We start from the raw sequence: 13,193 nt of genomic DNA, 5'->3' as shown, positions 1-13,193 counted from the left end.
CCACACTGCATAACTGCATTAGCGCCCTATTCCATTATCTGGTTTTCTTGCCAAACTGTTTCTTGCTCCCCCAATGATCCATCGGTCGCTTGGACCTGATGCTTCTTCGTTAGTGGCGGCCAATGCAGCCCAATATGGCGGTTGAATCTTTAGAAAAAGTAGAACCTGTCTCCCTAAAGTACAAAAAAATCTGCGCTTATACTGTCTCTACCAGTCAGCTCGATCATAAAATCTGCTTGCGCATCGCCATTGACGTCGGCTTCGAGGAAACCATCTGCAAACCGTAACTGGCCTGCTATACTCTCAAATTCCAAGGCACCGATGAAGGTAAAAGCATCATTTTTTGATGTCAGCGTATCGGCATCAATGGCTTTAAGATTGATCTTATCTCCGTATAGTAAGTCAGTAATCGTGTCAAAACTGTCCGGTAACGAATCATCGATACTGGTATAAACGAATTTATTTTTGCCGGCCCCCCCCGTTAGCACATCAGCACCGAGTTTGCCGGTTAAAGTATTGGCTTTATCATTACCAAGCAGTACGTTATCGCCTGCATTGCCGGTTCCTTTAATGGCTCCATTCCCTGTTAGTATCAGTTTTTCAACATGCTCAGGCAGTGTATACGACTTGTTCGAGAGCACCGTATCAACCCCCTCGTCTGCCCTTTCTAGCACAACATCCTTTGCATGATCGACTATATAAGTATCATCTCCTTGACCACCTCTTAGAAAATCAACACCCTTGCCGCCATCAAGAACATCATTACCACCTTCACCAAATAGATCGTCCTTGCCGCCTAAACCGTACAGATTATTATCCTGTGCATCACCAACTAAAGAGTTCGATTTTGACGTGCCGACCTGGTCTGGATCTTCAGGCTCGTCAGGTACCACGGGTACGACAGGTTTATAGGCAAGATCAACCAGGCTTGTGATGCCCGTTAATTGCGCAGCCACCTCCGAGCTGTCGCCGCCAAAATTAAGATCTCCCCAGGCAACCACCCTGCCGTCTGCCAGTAAAGCGGCAAATGCCAGACTCGATGCCGTGAGTTGAATAACATCTACGGAGCCATCCAACTGGGCTTGAATCTCTTCAAGATTCCCCCCTGCAAGTAAGCTGCCCCAAACGATAACCGAACCATCTGCGCGCAGAGCGGCAAACGCGTGATCATTTGATACGATCCTCTCTACCGGAATTGTGCCATCGAGTTTTTGTGCCACGCTCTGGCTATCTCCCCCATAGCCATCGAAACCCCAGGTTACCACGGAGCCGTCTTTGCGCAGCGCCGCAAATGCAGAACTCGTGGCATAGATTCGGTCGACGTTGTGTAGCTGTTCAGTCGCCGCGCTACTGTCGCCGCCCGCTTTAGCATCTCCCCATGTCACCACGGAACCATCCGCGCGCAATGCCGCGAAAGCGGAAAGGGTCGAAGCAACTTGGGTTACGTCGGTATCGCCGTCAATTTCATTGCTGACCGTACTGACATCGGCACCATTGGCGATATTGCCCCACACCACCAGAGAACCGTCGACTCTGTGTGCCGCAAAGACAGCAGAGTTAGCGAAGATAAAATCTACATCCTTCAGATCATCGTTACCGTTCAGCTCGGCGACGACTTTGGTACTGTCACCGCCATCATTAGCATTTCCCCAAGTAACCACCGAGCCATCCGCACGTAACGCCGCGAAAGCAGAGCCTGTAGAAAAAATTTGTTTGACATCAATGTTGCCGTTGATGTCATTGGCGACTTCGCTGCTATCTCCCCCGAAAGAACTATAGCCCCAGGTAATCACCGAACCATCGGCGCGAATTGCCGCGAAGGCCGCCGCAGTTGAACTGACCTGAGTCACGTCCATAGCACCGTTAATCTGACTGGCCACCTCGGTACTGTCTCCTCCCGCCCCCGGAGCGCCCCAGGTTGCGACTGAGCCGTCGACACGCAAGGCGGCAAACGCGCTACTGGTCGAAAAGACCGTCTTAACGTCTACGTTTCCGTTTAATGCCGGTAGCAATGACCCGCTATTCTCCCCCGTGTTACCCCATGTCACCACTGAACCGTCTGCACGCAAGGCGGCAAACGCGGCGGAGTTACTATACAACTGGACGACATCAATAGCGCCATTGAGAAGACCGCTGACTGCGCTGATATCGCCACCATAGTCGGGGTAACCCCAAGTTATCACGGTGCCCTCGGCGTTGATGGCGGCCATGGCATAATCGTTTCTATACTCAGAAAAAGTATGCCCTAGGAATACAGGGCGTTCGTTAATCGCGTTATCGTATAAAGTACTCATTCGCAAAACCTGTTTAATTTAAATGGGGAGACACCGTGTGTGCAGATCAATCGAAACTTCGGCAGAACTTTTGGCCAGGCAACACCCACTAGGCATAGCCCATTCAGCCACACAAGCTGGTTCAAAATCATCACATTTATCCTGCTTAACCCCACCACCAACCATCACCGGTAGCCAGGAATATATCACTAAATCCATTGCTATCCCCCAGGGCAATCGTATCAAGCCAAGTCTTGCGAACCGAGCAATTTTTGTCTATAAGCGTCGCTCCAGCCGGCTTTGAGGCGGCAGTTCTTGACGCCGGTCTTGCGCGTCTTGTCGGAGCGGATCAAATTGAGGGTGATACGGCGCATGATAGAGAAATTCACCGCTGAGTTACCCTCGCACATACGTGCCTGATCTTCGCCGTAGGCCACGTCCAGCGACCAGTGCAGCTTGTTCTCAATGCCCCAGTGCCCGCGCACGGCCTGCCCCATGTACTCGGCTTCGGCTTGGCCCGAGCTGATGTAGTAGCGCCGCTCGACAGTGGTTTTGCCGTTGATTTCGCGAATGGCTTCGACCAAGACCAAGGTCTTGAGCGCCGGCCAATTGGCCAGCCCCGATTGTCCGGCCGGCGGTTCCTCGACGACGCAACGGCGCGTCTCGATGCGCCCGTGACCGCCATCTACCCACTCGGCCCGCGTGTGCACCCCCTCGAACCCGTCGCGTTCCGCCGCCTCGAAGAAGTTCTCCACGGCCGGCCGCCGCCAGTGTCGGCTGGTTGTTCTTCACCATGAGGGCGTAATCGGCGCCCCGTTCGATGATCTTGGTGGCGATGGCCTTTTGGCAACCCATGGCGTCGATCGTAACCAGGCAGCCCTTCAACAGCAGCGCGTCCAGCAGTTCTGGAATGGCGGTGATTTCGTTCGACTTCTCCGCCGTTGGCAGAAACCGTCGCAACCATTCCAACTTCTCCCGCCCCCAATCCGCCATATCCACCCAGTTATCCGCCCCGCTCAGGATGGCGCACAGCGCCACCAGCAAAAGTTCCTGCAAGGGGTGGTCCGGATGCCGCGTGCGGGGGTCTTGCAAATTGCTAAAGTGATCCAAAATCGACGTTTCTGGGGTATCCATGGCTCCGCGGGCTCGCGCAAAAGCTTCCTTTAAGCCATATTGCCGCACCTCTTGTCAAGCCAAACTTCATGCGATAGCCCTGGTTCCGCCGCCATACCAGACAAGCCACTCTCCTTCTGCGGAACCCGGCAGAGCCGGTTCCGCCTTATTACGGGTTAGATACTTGTGAGTGCTCGTCGCGCTTCAATGCGAGCAATAGAAGGGGTCAAGACAAGCAATCCTCCATCCTACGGCTTGCACGGCGGAATCCGGCAGAGCCTATTCCACCTGACAGGCTTGATTCGTTTCACAACCACCAGCCATCCCCAGTTGCCAAGAAGATCCCTGGGATTCCAATGCTGCCTCCCCCTTCCGTTCCGAAGTTATCCGCCTCGGATAAAAAGCTCACATAACGTCCATCGGAACTGATGCTAGGCGCATATGAGTTGCCATTTCCCGAACCATTGGCGCCGGTAGAAATCAAGGTGATGGCGTTTGTCTGGGTATTATATAAAAAGATATCCCTTGTGCCGTTGGTATCGCCCGCCACCAGGTTGTCCGCATCGGACCCAAACACCACATAACGTCCGTCCAAACTGATGCTAGGCGCATATGAGTTGCCATTTCCCGGACCATTGGCGCCGGTAGAAATCAAGGTGATAGCCTTTGTCTGGGTATTATATAAAAAGATATCCCTTGTGCCGTTGGTATCGCCCGCCACCAGGTTGTCCGCATCGGACTCAAACACCACAAAGTGGCCATCCGCGCTGATGGCGGGGTCAAAAGAACCGCCATTTCCCTGGCCATTCACCCCGGTGGAGACCAGGGTAGTGGTGCCGTTCTGGGTATCGCGCAGGAAGATATCTCTTGTGCCGTTGGTATCGCCCGCCACCAGGTTGTCCGTATCGGACTCAAACACCACAGAGTGGCCATCCGCGCTGATGGCGGGGTCAAAAGAAGCACTATCTATCCCCGGACCATTGGCACCGGTGGAGGCCAAGTCAATGGCCTGGGTGGTGGTATTGTATAAAAAGATATCTGGGTGCCCGTCATTGTCTCCGGCTTGTGCAATATCCGAACGGGAAGAAAATGCGACATAATAGGAGCCATCGGCGCGTTTGTCACTGACAGCTGCATTAGAAGTATATTTTAAAACACGATCCTGCAGCGCGGCGCCAGTGGCAATCAAGGTAGTGATGCCGTTCTGGGTATCGCGCAGGAAGACATCGAGAGTTCCATTCGTGTCTTCAGCCCCCAGCAGATTACTCGCCCAGGAGTAAAATACCACATAGCGGCCGTCGGCGCTGATGGAGGGGAACAAGGAGTCGTCGTTCCCTTGGCCGTTGGCGCCAGTGGAGATCAAGTCGATGGACTGAGTGTCGATAGTGTATTTAAAAATATCCGATTTTCCGTTGTTGTCTCCAGCCAGCTTAGCATCGGACGGAAACACGACATAGCGGCCCTTGGCGCTAATAGAGGGAATATTGTCTGAATCAATATTACTTGATCCGGGGGCAATAAAAGTCAACGCGCCGCGATTGTCAATATCCCCCCGCGCCGAAGCCAGCATGTTCCCCCCGGCAATCGCATCGTCCAGTGTCGCATACAGGTCCAGCCAGAAAGTCTCCTCATTCTCAATCTGGGTATCGAGCAAGGTCGCCACGTCCACGGCCTGTTCAGTTTGGCCCGGCTCAAAATGCACGAGTTGGTTCGGGGCAATATAATCTTGGCCGGCTTCGGCGCTGCCGTCACGGAATTTGACATACACGTCCGCCGCTAGGGCGGTGCTGCTGCCGCTGCGGGTCACCGTAAAACTTACCGGAGCGCCTTCGATCGCCGTATCGTCGCCGGTTAACGCATAGTGGGTATCGTCCTCGATCGCGCATTCTGCCGAAGCCAGCACATTGCTCCCGGCAATCGCCTCGTCCAGCGTCGCATACAGGTCCAGCCAGAAAGTCTCCTCATCCTCAAGCTGGGTATCGAGCAAGGTGGCCACGTCCACGACCCGTTGGGTTTCGCCCGGCTCAAAATGCACGCGCATGTTCGGGGCGATATAATCCTGGCTGGCTTCGGCGCTGCCGTCCCGGAATTTGACGTACACGTCCGCCGCCAGGGCGGTGCTGCTGCCGCTGCGGGTTACCGTAAAACTTACCGGAGCGCCTTCGATCGCCGTATCGTCGCCGGTTAACGCATAGTGGGTATCGTCCTCGATCGCGCCTTCTGCCGAAGCCAGCACATTGCTCCCGGCAATCGCCTCGTCCAGCGTCGCATACAGGTCCAGCCAGAAAGCCTCCTCATTCTCAAGCTTGGTATCGAGCAAGGTAGCCACGTCCACGACCCGTTGGGTTTCGCCCGGCTCAAAATGCACGCGCATGTTCGGGGCGATATAATCCTGGCTGTCTTCGGCGCTGCCGTCCCGGAATTTGACGTACACGTCCGCCGCCAGGGCGGTGCTGCTGCCGCTGCGGGTGACGCGAAAGGTTACCGGAGCACCTTCGATCGCCGTATCGTCGCCGGTTAACGCATAGTGGGTATCGTCCTCGATCGCGCCTTCTGCCGAAGCCAGCACATTGCTCCCGGCAATCGCCTCGTCCAGCGTCGCATACAGGTCCAGCCAGAAAGCCTCCTCATTCTCAAGCTGGGTATCGAGCAAGGTAGCCACGTCCACGACCCGTTGGGTTTCGCCCGGCTCAAAATGCACGCGCATGTTCGGGGCGATATAATCCTGGCTGTCTTCGGCGCTGCCGTCCCGGAATTTGACGTACACGTCCACCGCCAGGGCCGTGCTGCTGCCGCTGCGGGTGACGCGAAAGGTTACCGGATCGCCTTCAACCACCGGGTCGTTGCTGGTGCGGGTAACGCTATAGCTGGTATTATCCGTAATAGTGGCTGAGTCCCAGCTCACATAATGATTATTGAGCGCATCTTCATAGGTAGCAAACAAGCCTAGCGAGAAATACTCACTGCTCTCGAGTTCTGTATCTACGTGGGTGGGGATGGTAACCGTTCTGCTGGTTTGATTGGGTGCAAACTCAAACAGCGTTTTATCCAGCCCGGCATAATCACTGCCACTGGTCGCCGTTCCGTCCCAGGTGCTCAGATACACGCCCGCCGCTAAACTACTGCTGCCGCTGCGGGTAATCGTAAATGTCACCGGTTCGCCTTCAACCACAGGGGAATTGCTGATGATGCTATAACTGACGTTGTCCGTAATTGTCGCCGAACCCACGCTCAAGGCATTATTACCGTTCTGGGCATCGGAAGCACTGGCGTATACCCCTAGCGTAAAAGACTCATCGCCCTCCTCTTCCGTATCGGCAGAGGTAGCAATGGTCACGGTTTTTTGGAGTTCGCCATCAGCAAAGTCAAACCGCACATTATCCTGCACGCTGTAATCGCTGCCGTCAGCTGTACCGTTCGTGGTACTCAAATACACGCTCGACGCGGCGCTACTGCTGCCGCTCCGGGTAACGGTAAAGGTCACCGGAGCCCCTTCAACCACGGGGGAGTTGCTGCTGATGCTGTAACTGACCTTGTCCGCAATGGTCGCCGACCCTACGCTCAAGGCATTATTACGGTTCTGGGCATCGGCGGCACTGGCGTATACCCCTAGCGTAAATGACTCATCGCCCTCCACTTCCGTATCGGCAGAGGTGGCAATGGTCACGGTTTTTTGGAGTTCGCCATCAGCAAAGTCAAACCGCACATTATCCTGCACGGCATAATCGCTGCCGCCGGTCGCCGTGCCGTTCACAGTGCTCAGATACACGCTCGACGCAGCGCTACTGCCGCTCCGGGTAACGGTAAAGGTCATCGGAGCCCCTTCAACCACCGGGGAGTTGCTGCTGATGCTGTAACTGACCTTGTCCGCAATAGTCGCCGACTCTACGCTCAAGGCATTATTACGGTTCTGGGCATCGGAAGCACTGGCGTATACCCCTAGCGTAAATGACTCATCGCCCTCCTCTTCCGTATCGGCAGAGGTGGCAATGGTCACGGTTTTTTGGAGTTCGCCATCAGCAAAGTCAAACCGCACATTATCCTGCACGGCATAATCGCTGCCTGTCGCCGTACCATTCCAGGTGCTCAGATACACGCTCGACGCGGCGCTACTGCCGCTCCGGGTAACGGTAAAGGTCACCAGAGCGCCTTCAATCACTGGGGAGTTGCTGCCAGTGATGCTGTAGGTGGATGTGCTGGGGGGGAGTCCGTCCTGAATGGTAATATAACTCTGTGTGTACTCAGTGTAATTGAGGAGATCTTGGTAGCTTCGGTACAGCCCCAAGGCGACGTATTCATTGCCCTCTACCAACTTATCCGAATAAGTGTCGAGCGTTACCGTTTTACTAGCTTTGCCATCTTCAAAGACCACGGACTGGTTTTGCCACTTGGTCTCATCATAATCACTGCCGTCCGCACTACCGTAGGTCTTTAGGTAGACCGTGGACGCTGTTTCCGTGCTGCTGCGAGTAATCGTAAACGTTATCGAATCCCCTTCAACAACGGACGTAACGTTGGTGATGTCATAGTCGTAGTTGACGGGTGGTTTGACGTTTTGCAGGCTAACATGCGCATGTTCAGACACCGTGTAATTGAGTGCATCGGCGTAACTGTCGAATAGCAGCAAATTGAACTCTTCGGTGCCCTCATCGATACTGTCCTGGTAAGTGTCTAGGGTAATCGTTTGGGATCCGGAAGAGTTAAAGGTAATCGCCCTAAAATAGGGCTGCTCAAAATCAAAGGCGTCTGCACTCCCTGAGGCGTGCAGATAAACGGTCGATTCTGAGTCATTGTCACCCGAACGGGTGATGGTCACCGTCAGTGCATCGCCTTCGGATACCGACGCATCTGCGCTGAGGGTATAGCTATAAACGGGGGTTACGTTCTGAATATCGGCGGAACTATGGAGTGCAGGGTTGCTGTCCGCATAATTTCTATAGAGATTGAGCGAAAAACTTTCTTTATCTTCAGTTGTGCTGTCATGGTACGTCTTGACTTTAAAGGGTTTGACCCGTTCATCTGCCTTAAAATCGAGTCGATATTTGTCATAAACGGCAAAATCACTGCTGTCAGCGCTGCTGCCGGAGGTGCTCAGATAAACGGTTGACGGCGTTCCGCTGTCAGAGCGAGTAATGGTAAACGTTATTTCGTCCCCTTCATTAGCCCCCGAACTTGCGTCATGGATAATGGTGTAGTTGTATAACGTCTCGTCCGTTGTATTTAAGTCAACGATGTCACCTTGGGAATCTGTTATGATGTCACTTTCCCTGATACCCCGTATAAAAGCGGGCGCATAGGTTGTATAAATGGCATCTGCACTGGTTTTGTAGAGATCAAGGGTAAAAAACTCATCCTCTTCCAGCAGCCAGTCCTGATTGATCTTGACCGTGACGGTCGCTTTTTGTTGATTGGGCGCAAAGGTAATCGCTTGTTTATTCAGCCCTATGTAGTCGGTTGGGTCAGCCGTACCAAAACTTGTGGAAACATAGACCGTAGATGCGTCTCCGGTACCGCTACGCAGGATCGTGAAAGTCACTTCACCGCCTTCTTTTGCGGCCGCATCGGGTGCGCTGGCGCTAGAGGTAACGAGGTAGGTATAGGTAGATAAGAACTGATCCTGGATATAACCGGTTGCACTGACCGCCTTATCTGTGTCAGTAATGTTTTTATACAGATCCAAGGAGAACGTTTCGGTGTCTTCGCTCAAGCTATCGGTAAGAGTATTAATTCTGACAACCTTACTCTCTTCAAAATCCTCGAATCTCAAGGCTCCCTTCTCAAAACCTTTGTAATCGGCGCCATCCGCGTTGCCATTTATCGTACTCAGATAAACCGTAGAGGAAGAACCCATGCCATTACGGGTAATCGTAAAGATAACCGTGCCGCCTTCCTTGGCCGTGCTTTCCTTGCTATCAATCGTATAACTGTAATCCTGTGTGCTAGCAACATTTTCAATATAGGCTTTTTGAGAGGTAACAGAAGAAGCATCATCATACGATTGATACAGATTAAGATGCAAAGACTCTGTCTCTTCACTGAGGGTATCCGCGTAGGTGTCAACGGTGACCAACTTCGTGGTGTCGGACTTGGAAAATGTTATCGCGACCTTGTTGAAGCCCAAATAATCACTGTTATTGGCAGTATCCTGAACCGTGCTCACATAAATCGTTGACTCTGCGCCGCTGGCGTTGCGTGTAACGGCAAAGGTTAGGTTTCCGCCTTCACTCACCGTATCCGCACCCTGAACACCAATCGTATAACTAAAAACCGGGTCCGCTAAGGTTGAGTCGGAGATAGCCACGACAGCTTTGACATATTTGTTCCAGAAATATTCTATGGGCACTTCAAATTCAGAGTTGTATGAGAGGGTTTGAACCGCCCCGCCCCAAGGATTTCTGAAAATAAATTTATCGGTTTCAGGGTTGTACCCCAGTAACATAAAGGCATGTCCCTGGATAAAGTTGAATACTTTATGGGATCTATCTGTAGTCGCACCATAGGCCGCTAACCAGCCTATTTCCCCAGCATTGAGGGCATCGATCAGTGTTTGTTTGTAAGTTTTAGGGTCTTCCGAATACAACACGCCTGAGTCGCTGTCATCATTTAAACCCTTATCCTTTAAAAAGGAGGAGTAATATTTGTAATTGAGATTGGTAAACTGTTTAATGGCTTGCGCAAATGATCTGCCTATGGCCGTGTAACTATTTTCTTTGGACCATGGCAACTCCGAGTAATCAACATCCTTATTGTCATGAAGACGTAAGAGCCTTACTTCTTGAGCGGAGAATTCCTGGGTATTGAATTGAGAATTAAATTGGGCATAGGCTTTTTCCAACAGAGAAATCCAAAGTTCTCCATTGAGCGTTCTATTCACATCGTCACTCACAAATACCAGTTTGCCGTTCGTTTTGTAAGTAGGTAAACTGAGATTCACTGTAGTGTAAGCGGGTTCGCCATTGGCATACAGTTTCACACCATAGGTGCCGTTACCATTATCGATGAAATCATCGTAAATAAACTGACTTTTTACCCTGGCGATTGAGCCTAAAGCCGACAGCAAATAGCATGTTTGGGCTTGTCCTTGTACGATGTCTTTTTCGCTTGCACCTTCGAAAAACAGATCACCATCAGCAGTTTTATAAACAAAGGCACTGGAGCCGTCCTTGCTCTTTAGTGCCTTCTCTCCGCTAACCGTCAACGGTAAATCTAGCCCCAAAAACCACTTATCAATCAAGCGTACAACCTGCTGCTCAGTAGAGCCGGCTTGTAAATTGCCCAGGGGCTCTGGCTTGGAACCGCCCCACCATGTTTCATTCGCGGGATTGCCGAAGATGACGTTATAGAAAATGGCTTTTAAATAGTCGCGACTTGCTGCATCACCCAAAATGCTTTGATAATTGCTATATATCGTTTTTAGATCGGTCCATTCCGTTTCAGTAACTCCTTGAATAGCCGCCGTCTGGAGCAGATCGAGGAGTTCTTGATAGTTATATTTACCATCAGAAATAGCCTTAGACACTAGGGTGAGTAGATGCTCGTTTTTTAAGCCGACTGTCGTTGTCGCCATTCTCTATATCCTCAGCTTGGATTAACTTCAATGCTGATGACCTGCCTGATTTTAAATAATCAGGCAGGTCAACTTCAAATATGGAAATTATTTTTTTACTGGACGCTTATTAAAACATCATGAATTTAGAATTCCCATCGCACCCCTAAACTAGCAGTGTGAAGCGTATCATAGCGGTGATCCAGCAGGGTTTCATATTGAACAAAAGAAGAGATGCCATGAGTCAAAATCGCACTCATACCAGCTCGAAAGACTAAATAATCGCGATCCGGATTATTAGTTCTTAAAGTAGAGGGAAGATTATTGAAGTCATTGTAATGAACCACAATATCGCGACTATTATTCTTGAACTCGTGCTCCCAATCTAAGTTCAATTGCGGCTGCAAGACGCCAAAAGGCGTGCTATAAGCATAACTGATCTGCCAACCTAAATCAGTAAGGACTGAGTCGTTGAATTGCTTGTCTACGAGCAAGTTATAAGGCGTCTGCCCCTCCTCCGAATAGGCATTAATATTGGTGCGACCGTACTCTGTGCGCGCCCTCAGCCCAACAGTCCAGCTCCCCATCGGCAAGTCATAGCCTGCGCCAAAACTGAAACGATGTTGATCACCTTGAGGCGATGAACTAGCGCTTCCGGTAATCAGACGCCCTTGTTCGTCAGGAAATATTAGCTCTCGTACTGATTCATAGTCGTTGTGAGTATACGTAAACACGCCATCAAAATACAAATTATCCGTTATGTTATAAGAGCCATAGATAGAGCCGCTATAGCCTCTATTGATCAAATGACCTTGATTATGAAAGAATTGAGATTTGTCATCCGTATACCCAAAGGCGGAGCCCAATACAATCCGATCGGTCAATCGATAGTCTGCTCCCAACAGGACGCCGGCATTATCCGTATCGAAGCCTTTTTCCCATTCGGTGCTGATACGATCGCCTTTACTAAAATGGCCGGTGACATAGACACCCAGCCGGTCATCAAGCAAACCTCCCGCTGATACAGTATCACCCGCAGCCCCCCCCAATGCTTGCCCCCTTAACAGCCCATTTGAGCTGACCTTAACTCCATCTGAACTCTCACCTTCTTTTATTTGTTTGCGAATCTCAAGCAAGCGTCGCGACACAATCGAGTTTTGACCACCAGATTGGCTGAAAGAGGAGTTAACCTGACCAGCTATTTGCCCCGGAGTTAATGAGTCAATGACTTCAGAGTTCCCCCCTAGCCCCTCCAAAATATCGGGGGGTAATGTGTTGCCTGCCTCAGCCTTACCCATCAAGCCCAGCGATAGCAGAATAACAGCCAATTTATAGTCTGGCCGCAAAGAAGATGTGCCGTTTTTATTAACTACAACTGAGTGATCCAAAAACATAGTAATTCCCTAGGACATAAAAATGTGATTAGTTTATAATTTTCATGTTAACTATTAATTAAGCGAAGCCTGAATTAGCCAACACTTGTGAGTTACTTTTTCATACCATATCCCATAAAGAATTTTCACAGCACCTGATTTTGTTCAGGCAGCGGCATGGTTCAGTTGCTGCGAAGCCATCTTATGCTATCGGCGGTTAAGAATGCTCTGAGTCTGCGTCATCAGATGGATTTCCAATAGACGCAGGAGCAGAAGGATCGTGGTTTCACCCGGCATGGCGTTTTCGCCCGCAACCTGGCCGACAAGATCACACTGCATCGGAATGTTGTTCACTATGAGGGTGAGATGCTTTATTGCAACTACTTACTGGAGTGCTGTGTTGGCGCAATTACATGGGGTGGAGCATTGGCAGCTACAGCGATTGCCATCAGCAAGTCCTGCTGCCGAAACGACTTTCTCTGCCATGGTCAAAGCGACGTACATTGAAGCCATGTTGGCGCCGTGCCAGCCACCTTCAATAGCTCGACGACTTCAGCGTTTGCCCAGCAGCGAAACTCAATAGTTCTATCCATGAGAACCCGATGCCGTTGCAACAGTTCCAGAAACGGCCAGCCCTTTCTTTGCTAGGTTAGTTTGGCTTTCTTGGATAGCACAAGTCACTGATTTACCTAATACCAATGAGAAGCAGCCCTAGCCAGAAGCCTGAAATGCCTGGGATGATTCCCGACGCATCAAAGTAAAGAAAACCAACGGCAAGTTAGCCCCCTATAAAGCCGAAGTTGATAGCAGTCTGACCGGACTGAATACAACGCTGGTAATAACTAAGAATGTCCTTTGTGACAGGGTCAACATGGGGATTTCTTAACA

3 protein-coding genes and 1 pseudogene are annotated in these 13,193 nt (G+C 51.1%); all 4 read right to left on the bottom strand.

All coding sequences use genetic code 11. From position 1 onward, the window contains the following. Nucleotides 1–173: 173 nt before the first annotated feature. Nucleotides 174–2,294 carry a M10 family metallopeptidase C-terminal domain-containing protein gene (locus tag METLA_RS0102950; RefSeq protein ID WP_024297131.1) on the bottom strand — a complete coding sequence of 707 codons (2,121 nt, stop codon included), beginning with the start codon at nucleotides 2,292–2,294 and terminating at the stop codon, nucleotides 174–176. A gap of 221 nt (nucleotides 2,295–2,515) precedes the next feature. Further along, a pseudogene (locus METLA_RS21710) lies at nucleotides 2,516–3,407 on the bottom strand (ISAs1 family transposase). A gap of 286 nt (nucleotides 3,408–3,693) precedes the next feature. Continuing rightward, entirely contained in the window at nucleotides 3,694–10,953 is a 7,260-nt protein-coding gene (locus METLA_RS20480) for a Calx-beta domain-containing protein (protein WP_024297130.1), read from the bottom strand. Nucleotides 10,954–11,078: 125 nt separating this feature from the next. Further along, the gene (locus tag METLA_RS0102935; RefSeq protein WP_084480047.1) at nucleotides 11,079–12,326 is read right to left on the bottom strand and encodes an autotransporter outer membrane beta-barrel domain-containing protein; all 1,248 of its coding nucleotides are present in this window, start codon (nucleotides 12,324–12,326) and stop codon (nucleotides 11,079–11,081) included. Between the last annotated feature and the right edge of the window lie 867 nt (nucleotides 12,327–13,193).

The sequence above is a fragment of the Methylomicrobium lacus LW14 genome, from assembly GCF_000527095.1.
Lineage (GTDB): Bacteria > Pseudomonadota > Gammaproteobacteria > Methylococcales > Methylomonadaceae > Methylomicrobium > Methylomicrobium lacus.
The sequence above is the reverse complement of the archived record's forward strand: the minus strand, read 5'-3'. Positions and strand labels throughout refer to the sequence as shown.

Bases quoted from the DNA above. Each gene is read 5' to 3' on its own strand.
- METLA_RS0102935 (WP_084480047.1), bottom strand. From the start codon at position 12,326: ATGTTTTTGGATCACTCAGTTGTAGTTAATAAAAACGGCACATCTTCT.
- METLA_RS20480 (WP_024297130.1), bottom strand. From the start codon at position 10,953: ATGGCGACAACGACAGTCGGCTTAAAAAACGAGCATCTACTCACCCTA.
- METLA_RS0102950 (WP_024297131.1), bottom strand. From the start codon at position 2,294: ATGAGTACTTTATACGATAACGCGATTAACGAACGCCCTGTATTCCTA.